This is a genomic window from Pseudomonas anatoliensis (assembly GCF_017976235.1).
Classification (GTDB): domain Bacteria; phylum Pseudomonadota; class Gammaproteobacteria; order Pseudomonadales; family Pseudomonadaceae; genus Aquipseudomonas; species Aquipseudomonas anatoliensis.
The window spans coordinates 306,834-328,928 of record NZ_JACVHC010000004.1 but is presented as its reverse complement, the minus strand read 5'-3'; the positions used below and the strand labels follow the sequence as shown (position 1 = coordinate 328,928).

Sequence of the window (22,095 nt, the reverse complement as noted above, 5' to 3'; positions counted from 1 at the left end):
ACGGGGCGTTTTTCATTCCGTTACGCGTAACACCAACACCCTCACAGCCTCGCTTAAGCGGGGCTTTTTCGTTTCTGGAGATTGGACTTTATGAGTTTCTTTCACGGCGTCACGACCACTGATGTCAAGACGGGAGCGCGCACCATCTCGCTGCCGTCTTCGTCGATTATCGGCCTGTGCGACACCTTCACACCGGGCATTCTCGGCGGCGGTACGGCCAAGGCCGGCGAACTGAAGTTGATCACCACCGAGCGCGAAGCCATTGCCGCGTTCGGTGCCGACTCGGCCATCACCAAGGCCTGTCAGGCGATTTTCGTCAAAGCCAAGGCGGTGATCGTCGCCATCGGTGTGGCCAAGCTGGAAGACGCCGCGCTGCAAACCTCGGCGATCATCGGCGGTGTTCTGGCCTCGGGGCAGCGCACCGGTTTGCAGGCGCTGCTCGACGGTAAAAGCCTGTTCAACGCACAGCCGCGATTGCTGATCGCCCCGGGCCACACCGCGACTCAGGCTGTGGCCACTGCGCTCGACAGTGTGGCGCAGAAGCTGCGCGCCATCGGCATCATCGACGGCCCTGGCACCACCGATGAGGCCGCCATGGCCTACGCCGATAATTTCGGCAGTCGCAACCTGTTCATGGTTGACCCGGGTGTGAAGTACTGGGACACCGTCACCAGCTCGACGGTCGACGCGCCCGGCTCGGCTTGGGCAGCAGGCCTGTTTGCATGGACGGATGCTGAATACGGTTTCTGGGCCTCGCCATCGAACAAGGAATTGACCGGTATCACCGGTACCGGCCGCGCGGTCGAGTACCTGGACGGCGACGAAACGTGCCGGGCCAACCTGCTCAACAACGCCAATATCACCACGATCATTCGCGATGACGGTTATCGCCTGTGGGGCAACCGCACGCTGTCGAGCGATCCGAAGTGGGCCTTCGTTACTCGCGTTCGCACGCTGTTCATTCTCATGGATGCAGTGCAGGCCGGGCACAAATGGGCTGTCGACCGTTCGATCACCAAGACCTACGTGACCGATGTCACCAACGGTCTGGATGCGTTCATGCGCGACCTTAAAGCCCAGGGCGCAATCATCAACTTTGAAGTGTTCCCCGACACCGAGCTGAACACGGCCAGCCAGATTGCCCAAGGCAAGGTGTATTGGCGCATCCGTTTCACCGACGTGCCGCCGGCAGAAAACCCGAATTTCCTTTTCGAAGTCACCGATCAGTGGATGACCGAAGTGCTTGAAGCAGCCTAAGGGGGCGTAACCAATGATTCCTCAAACTTTGTACAACACCAACCTGTTCGTCGACGGTGTCAATTTTGCCGGCGAAGTGCCGAGCATGACGCTGCCCAAGCTGACCACCAAGACTGACGAGTATCGCGGGGGCGGCATGGCCGGCCCTGTCGAGATGGATCAGGGGCTGGAAAAAATGGAAGCATCCTTTGTCACCAAGGGCGTGCGCCGTGAGTCGCTGAAGAATTTCGGTCTGGCTGATGGCACGGCGTTCAATGCCACGTTCCGTGGCGCCTTCAGGGGGCTGAAGGGCGCCGTTACGGCGGTGGTCGCCACTTTGCGCGGTCGCCTCAAAGAGGTCGACATGGGCGACTGGAAAGCCGGCGACGCCGCCGAGATCAAACACGCTATCGCGGTCACCTACTACAAGCTCGAAATCGACGGGCGCCTGATGTACGAGATCGACATGGTCGCCGGCATTCAAGTGATCGACGGCAAAGACCAACTCCTCGAAGTGCGCCAGGCGCTCGGCCTGTAGGGAATAGATGCAGATGACTCAAGCAATCGCTAAAAACCTCCCCGCCTGGCTGTCGCTCAGCGCAGTCGGTGCCGTCGTGACGCTGACCCGGCCAAGCAAGGCCAACAGCGTCGACGTCGAGACGTTGAACCTGCGTAACCCGACCGTACGTGAAGTGCGCGCAGCAGACCGTGCTGCCAACGGAGACGACGAACAGCGCGAACTGATGCTGTTCGCAGGTCTCGCCGAGGTCGGGCTGAAGGATCTGGAAGGACTCAAGCTGACCGACTATCGCCGCGTCCAGACAGCGTATTCGCACCTGGTACCGAAAACCGATTATTCGGACTCGATGCCGGCATGGTTGTCGCTGACCACCGACCAGGTGCTGGTGACGCTGTCGTGCCCGAGCGAAATCAACGGCGTGACAGTCGACAAGCTGGCCTTGCGTTCGCCGACCGTGGGCGACGTGCGGGCCGCCAATCGTGAAGTGGGTGGTGACGATGAGCAGCGCGAGCTGGTGTTGTTTGCTGCGTTGTCCGGTGCCCCTGTGGCGGATCTGGAGGGGCTGAAGCTGGTGGATTTTAACCGCTTGCAGGCCGGCTATTTTCGCATGGACGACGACGACGGGTTTTAACCCCAGCGTTATCAAGTCGGCGGCGAAACGTCTGGCGGCGGAAACGGGATTTTCCGCCGCCGAGATCCAGTCGATGCCGTTTGCGGAAATGGTGTGGTGGCTCACGGATTGAGCCGCTTTGGGTAGTGCTGGGCACATGGGGGCCATCACATGGCAAACAAAATCGCCCTCGGGCTGGTGATCGGCGGCGCCGTCAGTTCGACGGTCGGCGCCGCGTTCAAGGATGTGACCGGGCGTATCAAGCGCCTCGAGGCAGAAGGCAACAAGGCGCGCGTGCTGCAGCGCACGATTGGCGACACCATCCGCCTGCGCGAAGAATGGAAGAAGGCTCACGACACCGGCGCGGCCGGTGCGTCCAAATTACTCAACCGTTTGAACTCAAACCTCGACAGCCTGAAAAAACAGGGGGTTGAGGTCGGCCGGCTGGAAAAAGCCTATCGCTCGATGGGGCAGATGGCCAACAAAGCCGAACTGAAAGCCAAGGGGCATCAGCAGATTGATTCGGGCGTAAAGGGCATGAAGGGCGCCGTCGGTGCGGCGGTGGTTGGTGTCGGTGCTCTGGCAGTGCCGACCAAGGTCAGCGCTGATTTTGGCGCGATTGTGCGAGATATCGCGATCAAGGCCGGCATTGCCAACAAGCCGCAAGAGCAGGAGATGTCGCGCAAGATCATCGACACCTCACGCGACACCGGCATGGCGCGTAACGACGTGGCCGACGTGGTCAATCAGTTGGTCGGCGCCGGTATGGACCTGAGCAAGGCGCTGGAATATGCACCCGTCGCGGCCAAGTTTGTCGTGGGGCAGGGATCCAGCGGCGTCGACACGGCGAAGATGATCAACGCCCTGGGGCAGAACGCCAAGATCACCGACCCCAAGCAGATGCAGCAGGCGCTGGAGGCGATCGCCTACCAAGGTCAGGCGGGCAGCTTTGAAGCGGCCGACATGGCTAAGTGGTTCCCGGAGCTGCTGGCTAACATGGCCAGCAACGGCATCACCGGCTTGGACGCGGTGACGCAACTGGGCGCCATGTTGCAGGTGCAGATGAAGCAGGCCGGCAGTTCGGACGAAGCAGCCAACAACCTGAAAAACTGGATGGGCAAAATCGGCTCGACCGACACGGTCAAGGCCTACGAAAAAGCCGGTATTGATTACAAGGGATCGATGCAGACCGGTTTGCAAAACGGTATGTCGACGCTTGAGACCAGTATGGCGCTGGCTCAGAAATACATTCAGGCGACCGATCCAAAGCGCGCGGCGGCCATGGCCGAAGCGACGTCGAAAATCAGCAAGGAAGCGGATCCTGAAAAGGCCAAGGCCATGATGGCCTCGCTGGAAGAATCCCTGCGCACCGGCGACCTGTTCGCTGATATGCAGGTCAAGGCCGCGCTGTCGGCCTACATGCAGAACAAGGCGCTGTACAGCCAGCTTAAAAACGATTCGCGCGATGCAACCGGGATCCTCGACAAAAACCTCGCCGAGCGGCGTGAGTCGTCGTCGCAGAAGTGGGCCGAAATGGCCCAGTCGATGGATGACGCCATGCGCAGCATCGGCGATGCCCTGCGGCCGGTAACGGACGTCGTTGCAGAGTCGCTGACCAAAGTCACCAAGGGCATCACGTCGCTGTCTGACAGCGCGCCCGGGGTGGTGACGGGTGTCGTGGCAGTCGGTGGTGGATTGATTGCCCTCAAAGGGATTTTCAGTTCGTTCAAGATTGGCAAAGGGTTGTTCAACCTGGCGCGCGGATCCTTGGGCAAGGGCAAGGCCGGCGAAGTGCAAAAGGTCTTCGTGACCAACGCTAAAGACGGTGATGGCGACGGCAAGGATGCAGAACCCAAGGGCAAGGCCGGCAAAGCGCTGTCGCTGGTCGAAACCGGGCTCAAGGCCGTCGCCGCTTTCAAGGGCGAGCCGGCGGATGGCAATGATGACGCCGGGGAAGGCGCCGACAAGAAGCCCGGAAAGCTCGATCTGGTTTCTACCGGCCTCAAAGTCGTGTCGCTGGCCCAAGAAGCCGTCTCGGGCGGCGATGGTGAGGGCGAGGCGGGCGGCGGTGACGACGCGGTCAAAAAGGTGTTCGTCGTCAACGCCGGTGCCATGGGTGGAGCCGGTGGCGCAGATGCCTCGGGCGAAACTCGCCGGCGTGGGCGTGGGCGCGGCTCGCGGCGCGGTGCTTCGCGGCGCCGGCCGTTGCATCGCCCTGGGCCGCCACGACCACCCGGGCCAAAGCCGCCTGTACCACGGCCACCGGTTCCCGTACCGCGTCCGCCCGTTCCGGTGCCACGGCCGCCGATTCCACCGGTGCCACCTGTCCCGGCCGGGACGATGGCCAAGCTGGGCGGGGTCGTGCAAGCCGTTGGTAAGGTCGGCAAAGTCGCCAAGATGATTCCGGGCGGTACGCTGCTGGAGTCTGGAGCGATGGCCTACGAGACATTTGAAAACGCCAAGACCAAGGACGAAAAAGCCGAGGGCTACGGCGCGGCCGCTGGCAATCTGGCCGGCACCATGGCAGGGGCAGCAGCAGGCGCGGCGATTGGTTCGGTTGTGCCGATTATCGGCACGGCCATCGGCGGCTTGATCGGCGCCTATCTGGGCAGTCAGGGCGGTGCGGCGTTGGGCGGATCTTTGGGTAAATCGCTGTTCGGTGGCGAGGATGAAAAGCCCGAGGAAAAGCCAAAGGCGCCCGTGCCGACCACGCCGCTCATGATGGCGTCAGCAGCGCAGCAAGGCCCGGTGCTGGGGGATGTCGCACGCTCGATGGCGGTGACGGCGCCACTCAAGTCGGCAGCGCTGGCGATCCAGCCCAAGGAGCCAGAAAAGCCGGTACCGGCCAAGGTCGATCAGCAGTTTCAATACTCGCTGAGCATGCCGGTGACCGTGCAGGGTGATGTCAAAGACCCGCAAGCATTGGCGCAAGATCTGATGCCGCACATGCAGCGAATGATGGCGGACGCGGCGAAGACTAACGCCGCCAAGCTGTACGACGAACCCCATCTGTAAGGAGGTTTCATGGCTTACATGGAGCAGATGCAATCAACTCTTAAGTATCTGGTGGAGGCAGCGGAAACCGGGCGGCGTAGCGCGGATGGCATGCTGAGCCCGGTCAACGGTGCTATCCGCGAACTGACCGGTGCCGCGTCCGAGCTGGAGAACATCCCGTTTGTCGGGCCGGCCATCGGCGCCAAACTTCAGCGGGTAATGCGCGGCGTCGACGCGGCTCAGGCCAAGGTCGGCCAGGTGGCGGCGGTGTACGGCCGCGCCACCCGGGCGGCAGCAGAAGTGCAGGAGCGGCTGGGCACGTTGAAGGAACAGGCGGGCAAGGCGGCCACGGCGATCAACAACGTCGCCGGCAAAGTCAGTCCGGCGCTGGCCAACATCGTGCCCACCAGTTCCTTTGCCGTGGATGCCACGCCGGCGCCGGAGGCGGTGAAGCCGTTCCCGCACCTGATGATCATTCAGCCGCGCGATCCGAAGATTGAGCCGTATTACTTCAACCTGGACACGGCAGCTTTCGACGAGCTGAGCCGTTCGACCGAATTCCGCTGGGCTTCGCAGGAGCGCTTGACGCGTAGGCCGGCGAAGCAGGCCATTGGTATGGGCGATGAAAAGTTGACGCTCAAGGGCACGATCTACCCGGGCTTCAAAGGCGGTTTAAAGCAGCTCGACACGCTGCGTTCCATCGGGGCCAGGCTTCAACCGCTGACCCTGACCACGGGTTATGGCGAGGTGATCGGAACGTGGTGCCTGAAAAACATCAACGAGGAACAGTCCGCGCTGCTCCACGGCGGGATTGCTCGAAAACAGGGCTTCACTTTGGAGTTTGAGCGCTATGGCGACGACATGCAGGACGTCTGACGGCGACATGCTCGATGTCATTTGCAACAACGTTTACGGTCATCTGAATGGCAGCGTCGAGGCTGTGCTCGATGCCAATCAGGGGCTGGCTGATGAGCCTCAGCCGTTCCGGTCGGGCGTGATCATCGTCCTGCCGGATCTGCCCAGCCCGACCAATGAAGGCGTCAGCTTGTGGGATTGACCTCGGCCGCCGCGTTACGCGTAACGGCACCTTGTTTTTCTGACCCGCCTTGTGCGGGTTTTTTATTGGAAAAAATCCATGACCCCGATGTTTCGCATTGTCGCCGATGGGGCCGACGTCACGGCCAAGATCAATGATCGTCTGTTGTTGCTGCGCACCTCTGACAAGCCGGGCATGGAGTCCGACGAGTTTGAGTTGCGTATCGACGACCGTGATGGTCAGGTGAAATTGCCACGGCGTGGCAGCGCTATCGAGATATACCTGGGTTACGCCGAAACGACCTTGGCGCGCATGGGCAGCTACACCGTGGACACCGTCGAGGTATCAGGCCCGCCGGACACCATCGTGATCAAGGGCAAGGCCAGCGACATGCGTGGCAGTGGCAAAACCATCCGTAGCGGAAGCTGGGAAAACGTGCCGCTCTCGAAGATCGTGGCTGACGTCGCGGCGCGCAATGGCTGGACGCCGGTGTGTCCGGTGTCGACCAAGGTCGCCCGGGTCGACCAGCTCAACGAGTCCGATTTTAATTTCATCACCCGGCTCGCCAAGCATTACGACTGCACGGCCAAGGTCGCCGACGGCAAACTATTGGTGATGCCGCGCCAAGGTGGCCAGACGGCCAGCGGTAAGGCGTTTGGCGCTGTCACCCTGACCCGTCGCGACCTCAGTCGCTGGCAATTCAGCCTAGGCGATCGCAACTCACACAAGGCGGTTTCGACCAAGCACCAGAACAAAAAGGACGGCAAGCTGGAAGTGGTCACCATCGACAACGATGACTCCCCGGACGGTCTGCCGGCGGTGCATACCGATCGCCATATCTACCCGAATAAGACCGCCGCCGAAGCGGCCGCCAAGGCCCGTCTGTCAGCGTTCAATCGCTCGACCGCCGACGTGCGGTTTGAGATGGAAGGACGGACTGACATCTTCGCCGAGCGGCCGATTCTCGCCCAGGGCTTCAAAGTCGGCCTTGATGGCGAGTATCTGGCGGACTCGGTGGAGCAGGTGTTCACCCAATCCGGCTGGTCCACCACGGTCGAATGCAACGCCGGCAAAGCAGGTAAATCCAAGGGCAAGAAAAAGAAGGGTGCAAAACCACCACTCAAGGTGGTGAACATCGAGAAGCAATAGCCGCATTCCATCGCCGCCTGAGTGCGGTTTTTTACGTCTGGAGTTTGTATGTCCATCACTGAACAACAGCTGCAAAGCATCATGCCCAACGCCCGCCGCCAAGCGGGCGTTTTTGTATCCGCTCTCAACGCAGCCATGACCCATCGACAGATCAACACGCCGAAACGCCAGGCCGCGTTCCTGGCGCAAGTCGGTCACGAGTCGGGTCAGCTGCAGTACGTCCGGGAGCTGGGCGGCGACCAGTACCTAAGCAGATACGACACCGGCAACCTTGCTGCAAAACTGGGCAACACGCCGGCAGCAGATGGTGATGGCCAGCGCTATCGCGGTCGCGGCCTGATCCAGGTCACAGGCCACGACAATTACCTGCGCTGCAGCTTGGTGCTGTTTGGCGACGAGCGATTGCTGCGCACGCCTGAACTGCTGGAACTGCCGCAGTGGGCCGCCGAATCGGCCGCATGGTTCTGGTCGGTGAATGGGCTGAACGCGCTGGCCGATCAAAATGAATTCAACACGATCACCCGCAGGATCAATGGCGGCCTCAGTGGTCTGCAGGATCGGCTGGAGTTGTGGGGGCGGGCGAGGGCGGTGCTATGCGTTTCGGCGAACTGATCCCGGCGCCGTATCGGCTACTGGCAAAAGGCGCGCTGCTGGTCGTCGTGGTCGGTGGTTTTGCGGCCATCACCTGGCGAGTCCAGGAGTGGCGTTATGGCACCCAGCTCGCCGAACAAGGCCGCCTGCACACCGAAACGCTCAATCAGATAACCCTTGCTTCGGCCGCTCAGCAGCGTGCCGAACAGGATAAACGCCTCGCGCTCGAGCAGCGCCTGGCAACCAGTGAACAAACCCATTATCGAGCCTTGAGCGATGTCCAACGTGATCAAGGTCGCCTGCGCGACCGCCTTGCCACTGCTGATCTGCGCCTGTCAGTCCTACTCGACGCCACCACCGGCGCCGGCATTGGATCGATGTCAGCCACCACCGCCACCGGCGGCGTGGTTCATGGTCCCACAAGAGCCGAACTTGACCCAGCGCATGCTCAACGAATTATCGGCGTCACCGATGACGGCGACCGGGGGCTAATTGCCCTCGCAGCCTGTCAGGCATACGCCAAGGAAGTCTCGACACCGAAGTGAAAAAAGAGCGGCCGGTCCGGATGCGTCAACATACGGATCGACCGCCGTCCCTGCAGATGGTCCCTGCAAGTCCAGCCAAGGCTCTTGCTCCGTGCACAAAGCGCGGCGAGCCTAGCACCTGTTTATCCATACAGCAAAGGTCTTGCTTTTTATGTCTACACCCATCATCCCTTGGATGGGCGGCAAACGCCGCCTGGCCGACCGCCTCATTCCGCTTTTTCCGCCACACGAATGCTACGTTGAAGTCTTTGCCGGCGGTGCCGCGCTCTACTTCATGAAGCCCCAGCCATCGCCGGTCGAAGTCCTCAACGACATCAACGGCGACTTGGTCACGCTTTACCGCGTCGTGCAGAACCACCTCGAAGAGTTCGTGCGCCAGTTCAAATGGGCGCTCAGCTCGCGGCAGGTGTTCGAATGGCAGAAAATGACCCGTCCTGAAACCCTCACCGACATTCAGCGTGCCGCCCGATTCTTTTACCTGCAGCACCACGCCTTCGCCGGCAAGGTCTCGGGTCAGACGTTCGGCACGGCGACCACCGCACCGGCCATCAACTTGCTACGCATCGAGGAAAACCTCTCGGCCGCGTGGCAGCGCCTGTCGGGAACCTACGTCGAAAACCTTCCCTGGCTTGAATGCGCTGAACGTTACGACCGCGCCCATACCTTCCATTACATGGACCCGCCTTACTGGCAGACAGCCGGCTATGGCGTGGACTTTCCGTTCGAGAACTATGAGCGGATGGCCGACTTCATGCGCCGCTGCAAAGGCAAGGTGATGGTCAGCATCAATGATCATCCAGACATCCGCCGTGTGTTCGAGGGCTTCCACTTCGAGACACTGGACATTCGCTACACCACTATCAACCAGCGGCAGGGGAAGGCCGAAATCAGTGGCGAGTTGGTGATCATGAATTGGGAGCCGAAAGCGTTAGGAGGATTGTTTTAAGAGAAATGCCTATAGTGCCCTTGGAACCTCTATCTTCATTGCTAACAGGGTTTCCACAGGGCATATGCCAGGTTGTTATTAGCCAATGTGAGGGGTTTATGCAGGTGCGATACATTTCTGGAATTGACGGCACCGAAAAAATACGCCGTTACATGTCTATGAAAAAATTCGAACGGTTGGTTCGTCAGGGAATGCATTACTTTCCAGCCATGACTTCATTTGAGGATCAACTGGAAGGTGGATTGCACACGATTACGCCTTACCTTCTGGAGTACGAGAGGGTACTTCTTGATGTCGCAATGAATCAGATGTGGCCGTCAAATGACCGATCAAGAGCGGAGTGCCGAGATGCTGTCCCTAAAGTTTCACTCTCAACTGTTTTTGGAAAGTACTTAACTTCTAGCATTGAGGAGAATTCGGCGTTGTTAGCGTGGCAGAAAGATAATCTATTTGTGAGTTGTTGGGATTCAAGTGAAATTGAAAGGTTAGAGATGTGGAAAATATATGGCCGGGATCGGTGCGAGGGCGCCTGCGATGAGTCTAGAGCGGTATGTATTGAAACAACGGTCGGAAAGCTGGTTGGCTCTCTATCCTTATCTTCAGGGTTTGAGTTGAGAGCGGCTAAGGTAGAATACTTTTATCCAGATAGTTTCCAGTACGAAAGAGATATTCCTCTTGCTCCATTTTTAGCCAAGCATTACTGCTATGGGTTTGAACGTGAAATTAGGTTTGTCTACTTTGACTCTTCGGTCGAACCTCTAAGCGAGCAGGAAAAGTTGCATGGTCGCTTGATTGAAAATACAGAATTGGGAATCGATAAGGTTGTTGTGTCGCCGCTCGGCGGGCTTTGTTTTTTTGAGGAGGTTAGAGAGATATGTGAACCTCTAGGCTTAGCAGTTGTTGAATCTGAATTATATGGCGCATTCAAAAAGAATACCTAAGCTAGGTAAGCAATGCATGGGCGCTAGCTTTGTGTGATCGGTGCTCAACAGGATCGACGAGCATTCGGGGAGGGGGACTCTTCGAGCGCTAGCGTGACAACGAAACCAGATTGAGGCATGCAGCGGGAAATAATGAGACAAAGTAACACCATCAGATCGGATCAATTATGGAAAATTTCCTGCATATAAAAGCTCACCTGCAACAATGCCATTGGTCATTGCCACTGTTGCGGGAAAAGATACCTTCAAGTATTGTGAATTCTAAATAATTGAACCGATGCGTGCGTGGTCCCATTTTGTTATGTCCTCTTCACTGAATGCCCAGGTCCAAGGCTCTTTAAATAGTGTTTTGTTTCTAGCGTCCGCTAGCCAGTCAAAACAATCGCCGAGCTCATAACGAGCTATTAAATGCTCGGCTATGTCCCTTTGTCCGAGAAAGAACAAGCTTTTTATTATTTGATCTGGAGCTCTGAATCTCCCTAGCATGGTGTCGGATATGCCATCTATGCCTCGGTTGTCGAGTTCTGCGTGAGATTTATATAGGTTATATAAAAATGGGTATCTTTCTCCATAGTGGGCTTCGCTGGTTAAGCGGTAAAGAGTCTCGATGTCAATCATTTGATGGATGTCGAGGTTATTTCTGATTTTCTCCATAGCTTCTTTTTCTTTTCTGTTGTCGTCAAGCAAGTCTTGTAGGAAGTCTATAGAGCCCGTGTCGATCATTACAATATCAAACTCCTTGTCGGAAAAAGCAGTTCGATATTCTACAATGTCATTTGTGATGCACCATGCGTCAAAAAATTTAATAAAAGTCTCTAAATTCGCCTGTAGCAAGGCTAAAGGTGCTTCTATTATATGGGATAGTTGATAGTTTTTTTGGATGCATGTTAATGCGCGACTAAAGTCATTTGAGCTTATATTAAGTTTCTTTTGTATTGTTTCTTTTGTTTGAATGAATTTTTCAGTTCCCCAGGAAGAGCGCTTTGGAAGAGCTTTGGCGATCAAATAAAGATCATGTCTAGATAATTTTGATGTTCTATCGCCATAGCGTAACTCTTCATCTATCGCTTCGTTTAGTAGGTTGAGGTCTGACAGGTGATTTTCTAATTTTGAGAATTTGTCGTGAAGCACTTTTACATTTATCAGGTAGGTTTCGACAAGGTGTTTCTTGCTTTCTTTGTCAAATGCATATCTGAAGGTTTGTCCTGTAGGGTCTATTTTAGCGATGTCTGAGATGGTTTGATCCATTTTTTGGATTATTATTGAGTAGCGAGGGTCAATTCTCACAGAGTTTGTCTTGATAAAATTCCAAATTATGCCAATGTCGTGCGAGCTTGCGAGATTGAATTCAATTGTTGGTGGGCGTTTTGATGAGAAATTAATTAAATAGTCGGCTGTGCCTTTAAGATGTAATTCAACCGCGTGGCGCATGTTGAAGCAAATTGGATAAATAAGTAGGTCAGGGGAGAATTTTGCCCCGCGTGTTTCTAGGACATTGAAAATAAGGCTGTTGGCGGCAGCTGAAAAACCTTTGGCGTATTCAACATAGCTGGGCTGTCCATTCTCTCCGACACAAGCATTTGCCCAAGTGGGTTCTCCTCTTCTAAAACTGGAGTTTTGGCCTATCAATATCGTGGCTCCTGTCTGATGCATTTTCAATGCCTGTCCTTTGGCCGTGTTCGCCCCATATTTGCCTATCTCGCTCTCTATGGAAACGGTGCGATTTATTCGTTGTTGTCGGGCTCATAATCATACTGTTCGCGTTTAGCGGTCTCAATATCATCCTCTGTGTATAGGTTAAAGAACTCTGCAGCGGAATAAGTGGTTGTTTCAGTAAATACGTTTCCGAGTCCGCAAGCAGTGAGCTTGGAATAGCCGCTGATCTTCATCTGGCAAGCTATGCATTCGAAAGCCGATGGCAACATAGTTTGCCGCTGGATAACCTCATCATCGCCTATTGTGGTGGAAACTGCACCGTTAGGTGCTCCGTGAAGTAAAGCAGTGGATTTACAAGCTGGGCAACTAATACGATGTCCTGATTGGCGTGTAGCCCAAGCTTCAGCTTGGGATCTCGCCGTGTTCTGATCTTTTTCGGATTTGTTGCTCCAAACCTTCGCGTACGCCTTAATCTCCTGCTCTACTGCCTTGGCTGTCGCGTCGTCGAGCGAGTCAATCATCTCCTGAGCTTTATTCGCGTTAGGCATCATTGTGCTCAATTTCTCGTCCATTGATTGGAGCAAGATACTGCAAGCTTTATAAAACTTTGGAAGCCAGTCAGACGTTTCGGCATCAATAAACGCTGCCTCGCCAGTGTGGAGCTCGGCATTGCGTCTTTCAACGTGTTTGGAGCAGAAGCCTGCTATTTCCGTCGTGAAGCTGGGGACAAGTTCCGTAAGTCGAGCTAATACCTCTTTGGTTCCTATCGAAACTGCAGAGAACTTTTTTGCAGTGGTCGCGCCGCCGAGAGCGTACATAATATTGCGCCAATTCTGCTGGTCTGCCAGCAATGCAGGGGATATGTTCGATAGTGCTGCGCGCGAGAGAAACTCAAGACTCAAGGATGAAAAAAGTCCAAACTGCCAGTCGTCGGCTGTGAATCGATTCATTTCATCAGCATAAAGTTGGGCTTTGCTAAGCAAAGAGTCTTTAGACCACGGCATGTTATTGTCTGAAACATCCATTTAAGTCACCATAAGTCGGAAAGGTAAATTCGTTCAATGCTGCGATTTTTTGCTTGTGGCGGCACGGATGATCGACCATGAAGTACTCGCCAGTTGTCAATAATTATGGTGTCATGTAGATCAGACAAATGAATGGTTTCAACTGATCTTTCGAAGAGAGATTTGACAAGTTCCCCCGTTTTTACAGCGGCTACATTGACAGGTTTCAGAAATAGAAAATCCCAACGTAATCCCATCACTCTATTCCGGGAAAAGACGACCGGCATAGTACAGATCGGATGCTCCGGGTGTTTTCGACGCGGCGCGAGAACTGCTCGAGAGATGTATTCCTCAGCATCAATAAGGAGCAGAGAGGTGGGAAGAAGGTAAGTGCTTACCGACGAGGTACCCTCCAAGCACCGGAGCATAAGGTAGCGAGGGGGCGTTTCCCAGTGAGCATAATCAGTGTGGAGAGGGAACTCGTCCAGTCCGAATACGCCACTGTACGTATTCGACTTGGCGTCGGTGGTCTCGCGAGGTCTGAGGGTTTGTACGGTTGGAATTTTATGGTTTGCCGCCACCTTCTCAACATCGAGAACAGAGCCTGCCATGCGAGCTACTTCCTCGGTGGAGGTGCCGCTACGCCACTGCTTGAGTAGCAGATAGCCTCTCTTTTCCAGTTCCGCTTTTGCGCTCATCTCCATTCCCTGCGTTCTTTGGTCAGGGGGACGTTTTTTTATCGGCTCAGTCGGCCTTGGCGTGTCATCCATATCGATCCCGAGGTGGTGCGTCGGTTGACGCTAGTTTTGAAGGTGACTTGCCCGAGGTATCACCAACATCTTATCTCGGTGCAGGATATCCGAACGATTGTAAACACGTTGAATTGTCGATCTTGGCCGAGAGCGGTCTATTAGAGGCTCTATATGGCACTTTAGCTCTCCGCATCCAGGAAGGCTGTATTCGCCTTCAAGTCCTGCTCTTTCCACTCGGCAAGGCCTAGGTAATACATTGCCAATGCTAGGCTTTCCGGGGTGTCTCCAGGAGCAAACGGTTGGAATTTTGCTATCAGGCATAGAACATCAACGGCACCTATCACCTTGTAAAAGTTTAAGGGTGTACCGTAATCAGCGTCGGCATACGAACCGTGCGTGATGCCATTTCGATTCGTTTTGTCTGCAAGAGAGTATCTGTCTGAGCCAGCGTAAAGGTACTGCTTCAGATAGTGGTCGAACGAATCCAGCATCGAATCGACCTCTTCATAAGCCCCGAGCTTCAATCGGTTGGTTTCTTGTTTGGCATAGCTCAGAAGTGCCGTTAGCATTGGCTTAAGTTCTAATCTTCTCGCGTTCCCAAGGCCGAAGAGTTCGTGCAGTTGTCTTGCCGTTCCTTCTATGACGGGGACCAGTCCTGAAACTGCAACATGGTTCAGTCCTAGAAAATGTGCTTCGATTGATTCCGAAATGATGACTTTGTAGTCCTGCACTATCGGGATTTGCGGGTACCGAGATACCACCATGGCAGCTAAGTGCCCAGGCGTGTAGATCTTCTTAAGCGCGGCTTCAATATGGGCTTGGCTGTGACCTTGGGATGTTCCAGCGCCTTTTATGATTTCTGAGAACGTGCCGAAATTTACGAAGGGTGGGATGAAAAAGCCAATTTTCGCGAACTCTGTTTCGAATCCTTTGAGATTGCCCATTCAGAAATCCTATGCAGGGGAATGATTGATGCTCAAGGTTACAGTGCCAGAACACGGATTCGACATTTAGGGCATTTTTAGGGCAGAACGCAGGCCGCCGTAGACCTTTCCAAGCCTTTTAAACCAATGCTCCGACTTGGTTTTGCTGGCCTATAGCGGCCCGAAGTGATGGCGGCATGGGTTCGAATCCCTATCTCTCCGCCATACATAGAAAAGCCCCGTAGATGAAAATCTACGGGGCTTTTTCGTTTTTGGTACAGGCCATCAAGACCTGCTCCTGCATCTGCCGACGCCGTTTTATCAAACGCAGAAAAAGCCCCTCAGGACGAACCTGTGGGGCTTTGCATTTCAGCAGGGTCTACATCAGACCCTTTGGCGGTCCACTCACGGCTGCGAGTGCCCCAGCTTCAATTCGATCAGCTCATAAACTTCCTTATGCGTCGAGTTATGCAGCGACTTGTCCTTACACGCCGAGGCGAGGAGGTTTCTGACTTCCTCCTGGGCGTGTGGGTACAGGCCGGCGACGTAGTCGGTTTCATGCGGTTGGGTGCAGTTGAAGTGCTTGTCGTCTTTTGCTTTATCTCTAGCCATTGTGTAGCTCCTTTTGAATTTGAGTGATCAGGTGAAACAGGACCAAATTGCCCCATCCGCCGCAGAGCGTAGGAGAGGAAAGGAGGCCCGCCAGTCGTTCAAGCAAAAAAGGAAAGGGCTGTAGGACGGTGTCGCGCGGTGACTCTCGCGGTTAAATTTCCTTGACCGGTGTATCCCCCTGCGCACCCTTGATCAACTCGATCACGTGTAAACAATCCGCCTTGTTCACATACGACTCGCCGCTGGCGATGGTCTCGTGATTGCCTGCGCGCAGCCTCCAGCGCCATTGGCCTTTGCCTGTAGTGGGGGTGCCTCTGGATTGCCTGTAAATCTCGAAATACATTCAGTTCGCTCCATGCGATTAATACGTGCGACAGCCTGTGTGGCGCATCGACGCAAGCCTAGCGCAGGCGGTTTTTTTGGCCATCGGACATTTGTTTCCAATCGTTCACGGATGTTTCTGAAGGGCTTGAGCCAGAGCGTCTGGTGTGTTCGGTTGATCGGCTGTATGGCGTCGTTTTTCCACAGACTTTTCCGCGCACCCATGAGGTTTTTTCGTCAGTTGCTCGATCTTGAGTTGGTCATCTGGCCGGGTTTGAATCGCCTGCCGGTGGACCGACGCATCATGGCGATGGACGCCGCCCCCCAGGCCTTTCTACACTGCCTGCCAGTTTGGGGAGCAGGGGGCAATGGATGAACCGCAATGAACTACGCAAGGCCGACATCAACCTGATGGTGGTGTTCGAAACCTTGATGCTCGAACGCAACGTGACCCGCGCGGCGGAAAAGCTGTTTCTCGGCCAGCCGACCATCAGCTCGGCGCTCAATCGCTTGCGCACGATGCTCAACGATCCGTTGTTTATTCGCGTCGGCCACCGTATGGAGCCGACGGCCCGCGCCGAAGACATCTTTCGCCACCTCAAGCCTGCGCTGGATTCGCTGTCAGTGGCGCTGAGCCTGACCCGCGATTTCGATCCGGCGGTGAGCACCATGACCTTCCGCATCGGCCTGTCTGATGACGTCGAGTTCGGTCTGCTGCCGCCGCTGTTGCGCGCGCTGCGTCAGGAAGCGCCGAACGTGGTGTTCGTTGTGCAGCACGTCGATTACTGGCGGATTCCCGATTTGCTCGCTGCCGGCGACATCACCGTTGGCATCAGCCAGACCCGTGGCCTGCCGGCCAATGCCAAACGCAAACTGCTGCGGCACATTCAGCCGAGCATCCTGCGTGCCGACGCCTCCGATACACCGCTGACCCTCGATGAGTACTGCGCGCGCCCGCATGTGCTGGTGTCCCACACGGCCAACGTCAGCGGCTTCGCCGATGAGTGGCTGGCAGAACTTGGCCGTACCCGTCAGGTGGTGCTGTCGGTGCCGCAATACAGCGCGTTGCCGGCGCTGTTGGCCGGTACTGACCTGATCGCCAGCCTGCCGGATTACACCGCCGCAGCCATGGCGACCTCCGGGTTGCTGTTCAAGGAACCGTTCCCGTTCAAGACGCCGACGCTGGACCTGTCGATGGTCTGGCTCAGCCACGTCGACAGCGACCCGGCCGAGCGCTGGTTGCGCTCGCGGCTTGAAGCGTTCATGAGTGAACGCCCACTGACCCCGGCGTGATAAAAAACGTCTGCCATTCGTTATCGCGCGGTCACTGCGCGGTACCCCTGTAGGAGCTGCGGCACGCTGCGATCTTTTGATCTTGATCTTTGAAAAAACGAATCAAAAGATCGCAGCGTGCCGCAGCTCCTGCAAGGATTTGCATTAAGCCGTCTGTGTTATATGTACGAACTTTCACCCCACTGACTGGAGCATCCCCATGCCACACCTGCACATGGAATACACCGCCAACCTGCCGCAGTTGAACGCCGACCTCGCGTTGATCCGGCTAAACAACACGTTGGTGGGTTCCGGTCAGTTCGCCGCGGAGTTCGATATCAAGAGCCGTGCGGTAAAGGTGGAAACCTTCAAGGTCGGCACGGCCATGGGCGAGCGGGCGTTTGTGCATGTGAAGCTGGCGCTGCTCAGCGGTCGTTCGGCGGAGACCAAGAAGCAGCTGTCGCAAAGTCTGCTGGCGGTGTTGCAGGAGCTTTGCGAATGGCCGGCCGGCGTCGAGGTGCAGTTGTGTGTGGAGCTGTTGGATATCGACCGCGAGTCCTACAGTAAAACCGCCATTTAGCCTGCTTCCAGCTCGCTGCACACCTTGATCACTTGCTCGCGTAGCCACACGTTGGCGCTGTCCTGATCGGCGTTTTGGCTCCATTGCATATCGAGGGTGAATCCCGGCAGGCCATTGGGCGCCTCACAGTGATTAAACACCGCGTCGTTGGTGAGTAAACGCTGGATGCGCCGGGGCAGGGTGAGGATGAAGTCGGTGCCGGTGATCATCTTCAATGCGGCGCTGTAACTGTTCGAACGCGCGACGATCTGGCGTTTTTGTGCCTGCCGCGCCAGCCAGCCGTCGACCATATTGGTGGTGGACGTCCAGGGTGTCGGGAACACATGCCGCCGCTCGGTGAACGCTTGCAGGCTCAGACGCGGCTCCAGTGGCGTGGCGCGTTTGTCGAAGACGCAGACCAGGTCATCCTCCAGCAGCATTCGCGATTTCAGGTCAGTGTGGTGGCGGTGAAAGTTGGGGCCGAAACTGATCACCAGATCGAGGCTGCCGTCGCGCAATTCGTCGGCCGGGACGTCAGTTTCGAACTTGTGCATGTTGACCATTACCGGCAAGTCATCGAAGTCGAAACGTTTCAACAGGCGCGGCAGAATCAGTTGCTCGAAATATTCCGGGGCGCAGATGTTGAACGTGACCGCTTGCTGGGTCGGGTTGAACACCGGGGCGCCGGCGTGGCACAGGTTGATACTTTCAAGAATCTTCTGCACATGGCCGTACATGCTGCAGGCCTTGTAAGTGGGGCGCATGCCCGTGCGAGTGTTGATGAATAGCTCGTCTTCGAAACTGGTGCGCAGTTTTTTCAGGCAATAACTGACGGTGGACTGACTGACGAACAGCGTTTCCGAAACATCGGTGACGCTGCTCTGCTCGTACACGGCGACAAACACCATGAGATCCTGCATGTCGAGTTTTCGAAGCAAGTTACTGTTCAGCATCCGTACTGTCTCGCTGTGCTCCTTGCGCTGAATACGCGCAAACGTGTGCGAACGATCCTAACGGAACGATGGTGCCAGGACAAAGCCTTGTAGGACATTTCACGGACAGTTGTGGGACAGAAAGTTTTAGCAACACGACGTCATCAATCAAACCGCTGAAACATGGCCAGAAGCCTCTAGCCCGATCAATGAAACTGGCGTGCGTAATGCCGGGGATCGAAACGCCACACCATGAGAAGCATGACCACCATCACAGCGGTCAGTGACCACCACGCCCATTCGAAGCTACCCAGATGGTCGCGGATCATCCCGGCCAGCAGTGGCGAGAGCCCGGCAATCAGATAGCCGATTCCCTGGACGAAGGCGGTCAGACCTCCGGCGCGCTGCGGGTTGTCGAGATGGTCGAGCGAGACGATCAGACTCATCGGAAACACACCGCCAATCCCCAGCCCCAGCAGGCACGGCCACAACAGGCTGAGGTATTGCGGGCTGAGGATCAGTCCATAGAAGCCGCCGATGATCAGCCCGAGAAGCACCGTCAGCACCACACGACGATCACGGCTGCGATTGGCGATGGCGGGCACTACCAGACCGGAAATCACCTCCATGGCGGTCAGAAAACCTAACAACAGCCCGGCGTTTTGTTCGCTCCAGCCTTTTTCGACGTAGTACGGCGCGAGCCAGGCGAGAACGCACGTGTAGGACGCTGTCCCCAGGCCGAAGAAGATCGCGAGTAACCAGGCGCGGGAATGTGTGACGAAGGATTGTTTTCTTACAACTGGCGCCGGGGCCCGAGGCGTATTCGCGCTGTGCCCACCAGAACAACAATGCCAGCAATGCCAGCCCTGCCCATATCGCCAGACCGACGCGCCAACTGCCCGTGCGTGACATGACCAGTGGTGCAAACGAGGCGGCGATGGCCGCGCCGCCCATGATCGAGGTCACATACAGGCCCATGCACAGCGCTACGTTGTCGGGAAAACGCGATTTGATGAACGCTGGCATCAAGGCCTGAATCAGTGCGATTCCGAACCCGGCGAGCACGGCACTGACAATCAGCTCGGCGGCCGAATCAACAAACAGGCGTGCCACGGTCGCCAGGCCAATGATGACCAGCGACATCAGTACCGTGCGTTGCTCGCCGAGGCGCTGGCTGATGCCCATTGCGAAAAACATCGCCAATCCCATGGCCATGACAGGGAGCATCGTCAGCAGCGAGGCGACGCTGAAACTCAACGCAATATCGCCACGTATCGCAGATAACAATGGTCCGATTGCCGCCATCGATGGGCGCAGGTTAAGGCCGACCAAGACGATGCCGAGCATCAGCCAGGTTGCGGGGCGCGCGGTGATGCGGACGTTTTCCATTTTCAGACCTTAAAACCGAAGGCTGACGATTAGGCGCGCACTCACCTGACTGGGGCAAACCAGAAAATCCACGACCCCACCTAAAAATCCAATAACCCCGCGATCCCCTGTAGGAGCTGCCGAAGGCTGCGATCTTTTGCAAAAAAAGATCAAAAGATCGCAGCCTTCGGCAGCTCCTACAGGAAGATCCTGCGATTCGCTGAACCAGACCTGAATCATTCGCAAATACTTCGCAAGTTTTGGCGTATAGCCATCAACCAACTATTCGTTGGCTTCTTTTTCACAAAAAATTGATGGTTGCCTGCTTAAAGTTTGTGCTGTCTGAGTCAATGAACTTTTCACAATTGGCGATGGCACTTCTCTTCAGGAATATCCCTAACCATGTTGAAGTTAAAAGCCGTGCGCCCGGAATGGGTGACGTTGTGTGCCAGTGCGTTTTTTTTAGCTGGATTCAACTTTGTGCTTTGGCAGCACCTGTTCGCGATTACCTCGGCGGATGGCAAGGGCATTGCCATGCGCGTTGCTTTCGGGGTGATGATCTTCGCGGCCTTCAACATTGTGCTGACCTTCCTGGCGTTTCGCCGAGTATTGAAACCCGTACTGACGTTGATGTTCCTGATCAGCGCCGGCGTGGCATATTTCATGAGCCAATATGGTGTGTTGATCGATGCAGGAATGTTACGTAACTTCGCTGAAACCAATGTCACCGAAGTTCGCGACTTGCTCTCTTTCAAGTTGCTCGCTTACATAGTCTTTTTGGGTGTTCTGCCGTCCTGGTTGTTGTGGAAAGTTCCGGTCGACTACCGCCGTTGGCACCGCGAGTTGTTCAGCAAGGTTATTGTGAGTTTCGCCTCAGTGGCGGTCATCGGTGGGGTGGCGCTGGCCAACTACCAGGGTTTGTCATCCTTGTTTCGCAATCACCACGAATTGCGCCTGATGCTGGTGCCGAGCAACTACATCGGCGCGGCGGCCGGCTATCTGCGTGAACAAGTCGCTTCTGCGCAGCAGCCATTCGTCAAGATCGGCGAGGACGCCCAGCGTGATGTTGCCTTGCAGAATCATCCGCGCAAATCCTTGACCGTATTGGTAGTGGGTGAAAGTGCGCGGGCGGAGAACTTTGGCATTCTGGGGTACGACCGCGACACCACGCCAACACTCGACAAGGAAGCAGGGCTGATTGCATTTACCGATGTGCATTCCTGCGGCACGGAAACGGCAGTCTCCGTGCCGTGCATGTTCTCCAACATGGGCCGCAAGAACTACGACGCCAGTAAGGCGAAGAATGAAGAAGGTTTGCTGGATGTACTCAAGCGCGCCGGGATCGACGTGATCTGGCGCGATAATCAGTCGGGCTGCAAAGACACCTGTAATCGCGTCACTGTGCAAGACGTCAGCAACTTGAAAGACCCGACGCTGTGCGCCAACAGCGAGTGCCGCGACGAGATTCTCCTGCAAGGCCTGCAAGGTTTTATCGATCATCTGGACAAGGACACCGTGCTGGTATTGCACCAGATGGGCAGCCACGGCCCGGAGTACTTCAAGCGTTACCCGAAGGAGTACGAGCACTTCACCCCGGTCTGTGAAAGTAATGCGCTGAACAATTGCAGTCGCGAAAGTATCGTCAACGGTTACGACAACACGCTGGTGTACACCGACCATGTGCTGTCGAGTCTGATAGATGTGTTGCGCAGCAATCAGGACAAGGTCGATACCGCCATGCTGTATCTGTCTGATCACGGTGAGTCGCTGGGCGAGTACAACCTGTTCCTTCACGGCACGCCTTACATGCTGGCGCCGGAGCAGCAGAAACATGTCGCCATGCTGGCGTGGTTCTCCGACAGCTATCAGAAGTCCTACTCGGTCGATACGCATTGCCTGCAAATGAGTCGCGACAAGCCATTGAGCCAGGACAATCTGTTTCATTCGATGCTGGGCCTGCTGGAAGTGCACAGCTCGGTGTATCAGCAGGATCTGGACATGTTCGCGGGCTGCCGTGGCGCGGTGATCGACGGGGTGTTGGCCAAAGAGTGAGCCAGCAGACTCACCCTGTAAGACTATTCTTCCTTCAGGCGGGAGATTTCATCAAGCTCTTGTCCAGTTGAGGCGC

21 protein-coding genes and 1 pseudogene are annotated in these 22,095 nt (G+C 56.0%); 14 read left to right on the top strand and 8 right to left on the bottom strand.

Going from position 1 to position 22,095, the window contains the following annotated elements:
- Positions 1 to 90: 90 nt before the first annotated feature.
- The 11 genes from ICA16_RS15060 to ICA16_RS15010 all read left to right on the top strand — a co-directional run bounded on the left by ICA16_RS15060 (position 91) and on the right by ICA16_RS15010 (position 10,568).
- Positions 91 to 1,257, top strand: a complete 1,167-nt coding sequence (locus ICA16_RS15060; protein ID WP_150592459.1) for a phage tail sheath subtilisin-like domain-containing protein — start codon at positions 91 to 93, stop codon at positions 1,255 to 1,257.
- A 13-nt stretch (positions 1,258 to 1,270) separates the two neighbouring features.
- Positions 1,271 to 1,774, top strand: a complete 504-nt coding sequence (locus ICA16_RS15055; protein WP_210700911.1) for a phage major tail tube protein — start codon at positions 1,271 to 1,273, stop codon at positions 1,772 to 1,774.
- A 13-nt stretch (positions 1,775 to 1,787) separates the two neighbouring features.
- The gene (locus ICA16_RS28455) at positions 1,788 to 2,387 is read left to right on the top strand and encodes a phage tail assembly protein (RefSeq protein ID WP_210700910.1); all 600 of its coding nucleotides are present in this window, start codon (positions 1,788 to 1,790) and stop codon (positions 2,385 to 2,387) included.
- A gap of 150 nt (positions 2,388 to 2,537) precedes the next feature.
- On the top strand, positions 2,538 to 5,381 hold the full coding sequence (locus tag ICA16_RS15045; RefSeq protein WP_210700909.1) for a phage tail tape measure protein: 2,844 nt from the start codon (positions 2,538 to 2,540) through the stop codon (positions 5,379 to 5,381).
- Positions 5,382 to 5,390: 9 nt separating this feature from the next.
- On the top strand, positions 5,391 to 6,236 hold the full coding sequence (locus ICA16_RS15040; RefSeq protein ID WP_210700908.1) for a phage tail protein: 846 nt from the start codon (positions 5,391 to 5,393) through the stop codon (positions 6,234 to 6,236).
- Entirely contained in the window at positions 6,211 to 6,417 is a 207-nt protein-coding gene (locus ICA16_RS15035; protein WP_123377010.1) for a tail protein X, read from the top strand. Before ICA16_RS15040 ends, ICA16_RS15035 begins: the two co-directional genes overlap by 26 nt.
- Before the next feature lie 78 nt (positions 6,418 to 6,495).
- Positions 6,496 to 7,545 carry a phage late control D family protein gene (locus ICA16_RS15030; RefSeq protein ID WP_210700907.1) on the top strand — a complete coding sequence of 350 codons (1,050 nt, stop codon included), beginning with the start codon at positions 6,496 to 6,498 and terminating at the stop codon, positions 7,543 to 7,545.
- Positions 7,546 to 7,593: 48 nt separating this feature from the next.
- Positions 7,594 to 8,157, top strand: coding sequence for a glycoside hydrolase family 19 protein (locus tag ICA16_RS15025; protein ID WP_210700906.1), 564 nt, complete (start codon positions 7,594 to 7,596; stop codon positions 8,155 to 8,157).
- Positions 8,139 to 8,681 carry a lysis system spanin subunit gene (locus ICA16_RS15020; protein WP_210700905.1) on the top strand — a complete coding sequence of 181 codons (543 nt, stop codon included), beginning with the start codon at positions 8,139 to 8,141 and terminating at the stop codon, positions 8,679 to 8,681. Before ICA16_RS15025 ends, ICA16_RS15020 begins: the two co-directional genes overlap by 19 nt.
- A gap of 151 nt (positions 8,682 to 8,832) precedes the next feature.
- Positions 8,833 to 9,627, top strand: coding sequence for a DNA adenine methylase (locus tag ICA16_RS15015; protein WP_210700904.1), 795 nt, complete (start codon positions 8,833 to 8,835; stop codon positions 9,625 to 9,627).
- Positions 9,628 to 9,725: 98 nt separating this feature from the next.
- Complete coding sequence (locus ICA16_RS15010) at positions 9,726 to 10,568, top strand: hypothetical protein (RefSeq protein WP_210700903.1); 843 nt, start codon at positions 9,726 to 9,728, stop codon at positions 10,566 to 10,568.
- A gap of 261 nt (positions 10,569 to 10,829) precedes the next feature.
- Here ICA16_RS15010 and ICA16_RS15005 read toward each other — a convergent pair whose 3' ends face one another.
- The 6 genes from ICA16_RS15005 to ICA16_RS14980 all read right to left on the bottom strand — a co-directional run bounded on the left by ICA16_RS15005 (position 10,830) and on the right by ICA16_RS14980 (position 15,858).
- The gene (locus ICA16_RS15005) at positions 10,830 to 12,227 is read right to left on the bottom strand and encodes a hypothetical protein (protein WP_210700902.1); all 1,398 of its coding nucleotides are present in this window, start codon (positions 12,225 to 12,227) and stop codon (positions 10,830 to 10,832) included.
- A gap of 65 nt (positions 12,228 to 12,292) precedes the next feature.
- Positions 12,293 to 13,249: a hypothetical protein gene (locus tag ICA16_RS15000; RefSeq protein WP_228734186.1), complete on the bottom strand. Its 957-nt coding sequence runs from the start codon at positions 13,247 to 13,249 to the stop codon at positions 12,293 to 12,295.
- 5 nt (positions 13,250 to 13,254) lie between these two features.
- Positions 13,255 to 13,926: a TauD/TfdA family dioxygenase gene (locus tag ICA16_RS14995; RefSeq protein ID WP_210700901.1), complete on the bottom strand. Its 672-nt coding sequence runs from the start codon at positions 13,924 to 13,926 to the stop codon at positions 13,255 to 13,257.
- A gap of 233 nt (positions 13,927 to 14,159) precedes the next feature.
- The gene (locus tag ICA16_RS14990) at positions 14,160 to 14,924 is read right to left on the bottom strand and encodes a hypothetical protein (RefSeq protein WP_210700900.1); all 765 of its coding nucleotides are present in this window, start codon (positions 14,922 to 14,924) and stop codon (positions 14,160 to 14,162) included.
- Positions 14,925 to 15,308: 384 nt separating this feature from the next.
- The gene (locus ICA16_RS14985) at positions 15,309 to 15,515 is read right to left on the bottom strand and encodes a hypothetical protein (protein WP_150617662.1); all 207 of its coding nucleotides are present in this window, start codon (positions 15,513 to 15,515) and stop codon (positions 15,309 to 15,311) included.
- A gap of 151 nt (positions 15,516 to 15,666) precedes the next feature.
- Positions 15,667 to 15,858, bottom strand: a complete 192-nt coding sequence (locus tag ICA16_RS14980; RefSeq protein WP_150617663.1) for a YegP family protein — start codon at positions 15,856 to 15,858, stop codon at positions 15,667 to 15,669.
- A gap of 350 nt (positions 15,859 to 16,208) precedes the next feature.
- Here ICA16_RS14980 and ICA16_RS14975 point away from each other — a divergent pair, with 350 nt between their 5' ends.
- Both ICA16_RS14975 and ICA16_RS14970 read left to right on the top strand, forming a co-directional pair.
- A complete protein-coding gene (locus ICA16_RS14975; RefSeq protein WP_150603036.1) occupies positions 16,209 to 17,129 on the top strand; it encodes a LysR substrate-binding domain-containing protein in 921 nt (306 codons plus the stop codon).
- 199 nt (positions 17,130 to 17,328) lie between these two features.
- Entirely contained in the window at positions 17,329 to 17,688 is a 360-nt protein-coding gene (locus tag ICA16_RS14970; protein ID WP_150617664.1) for a 5-carboxymethyl-2-hydroxymuconate Delta-isomerase, read from the top strand.
- On the opposite strand, the gene ICA16_RS14965 is transcribed toward ICA16_RS14970, so the two are convergent.
- Both ICA16_RS14965 and ICA16_RS14960 read right to left on the bottom strand, forming a co-directional pair.
- Positions 17,685 to 18,620, bottom strand: a complete 936-nt coding sequence (locus tag ICA16_RS14965; RefSeq protein WP_150603034.1) for a LysR family transcriptional regulator — start codon at positions 18,618 to 18,620, stop codon at positions 17,685 to 17,687. The two genes, ICA16_RS14970 and ICA16_RS14965, sit on opposite strands and share 4 nt — an antisense overlap.
- A 185-nt stretch (positions 18,621 to 18,805) precedes the next feature.
- Positions 18,806 to 19,988 (bottom strand): annotated as a pseudogene (locus ICA16_RS14960) (cyanate transporter).
- 381 nt (positions 19,989 to 20,369) lie between these two features.
- Here ICA16_RS14960 and ICA16_RS14955 point away from each other — a divergent pair.
- Complete coding sequence (locus ICA16_RS14955) at positions 20,370 to 22,019, top strand: phosphoethanolamine transferase (protein WP_210700899.1); 1,650 nt, start codon at positions 20,370 to 20,372, stop codon at positions 22,017 to 22,019.
- Positions 22,020 to 22,095 lie beyond the last annotated feature (76 nt).

Coding starts and splice junctions, on each gene's coding strand:
- ICA16_RS15055 (WP_210700911.1), top strand. CDS start 1,271: ATGATTCCTCAAACTTTGTACAACACCAACCTGTTCGTCGACGGTGTC.
- ICA16_RS15020 (WP_210700905.1), top strand. CDS start 8,139: ATGCGTTTCGGCGAACTGATCCCGGCGCCGTATCGGCTACTGGCAAAA.
- ICA16_RS15045 (WP_210700909.1), top strand. CDS start 2,538: ATGGCAAACAAAATCGCCCTCGGGCTGGTGATCGGCGGCGCCGTCAGT.
- ICA16_RS14955 (WP_210700899.1), top strand. CDS start 20,370: ATGTTGAAGTTAAAAGCCGTGCGCCCGGAATGGGTGACGTTGTGTGCC.
- ICA16_RS15040 (WP_210700908.1), top strand. CDS start 5,391: ATGGCTTACATGGAGCAGATGCAATCAACTCTTAAGTATCTGGTGGAG.
- ICA16_RS14985 (WP_150617662.1), bottom strand. CDS start 15,515: ATGGCTAGAGATAAAGCAAAAGACGACAAGCACTTCAACTGCACCCAA.
- ICA16_RS14975 (WP_150603036.1), top strand. CDS start 16,209: ATGAACCGCAATGAACTACGCAAGGCCGACATCAACCTGATGGTGGTG.
- ICA16_RS15030 (WP_210700907.1), top strand. CDS start 6,496: ATGACCCCGATGTTTCGCATTGTCGCCGATGGGGCCGACGTCACGGCC.
- ICA16_RS14990 (WP_210700900.1), bottom strand. CDS start 14,924: ATGGGCAATCTCAAAGGATTCGAAACAGAGTTCGCGAAAATTGGCTTT.
- ICA16_RS15015 (WP_210700904.1), top strand. CDS start 8,833: ATGTCTACACCCATCATCCCTTGGATGGGCGGCAAACGCCGCCTGGCC.
- ICA16_RS14995 (WP_210700901.1), bottom strand. CDS start 13,926: ATGAGCGCAAAAGCGGAACTGGAAAAGAGAGGCTATCTGCTACTCAAG.
- ICA16_RS14980 (WP_150617663.1), bottom strand. CDS start 15,858: ATGTATTTCGAGATTTACAGGCAATCCAGAGGCACCCCCACTACAGGC.
- ICA16_RS15000 (WP_228734186.1), bottom strand. CDS start 13,249: ATGGATGTTTCAGACAATAACATGCCGTGGTCTAAAGACTCTTTGCTT.
- ICA16_RS15025 (WP_210700906.1), top strand. CDS start 7,594: ATGTCCATCACTGAACAACAGCTGCAAAGCATCATGCCCAACGCCCGC.
- ICA16_RS15010 (WP_210700903.1), top strand. CDS start 9,726: ATGCAGGTGCGATACATTTCTGGAATTGACGGCACCGAAAAAATACGC.
- ICA16_RS14970 (WP_150617664.1), top strand. CDS start 17,329: ATGCCACACCTGCACATGGAATACACCGCCAACCTGCCGCAGTTGAAC.
- ICA16_RS14965 (WP_150603034.1), bottom strand. CDS start 18,620: ATGCTGAACAGTAACTTGCTTCGAAAACTCGACATGCAGGATCTCATG.
- ICA16_RS28455 (WP_210700910.1), top strand. CDS start 1,788: ATGACTCAAGCAATCGCTAAAAACCTCCCCGCCTGGCTGTCGCTCAGC.
- ICA16_RS15035 (WP_123377010.1), top strand. CDS start 6,211: ATGGCGACGACATGCAGGACGTCTGACGGCGACATGCTCGATGTCATT.
- ICA16_RS15060 (WP_150592459.1), top strand. CDS start 91: ATGAGTTTCTTTCACGGCGTCACGACCACTGATGTCAAGACGGGAGCG.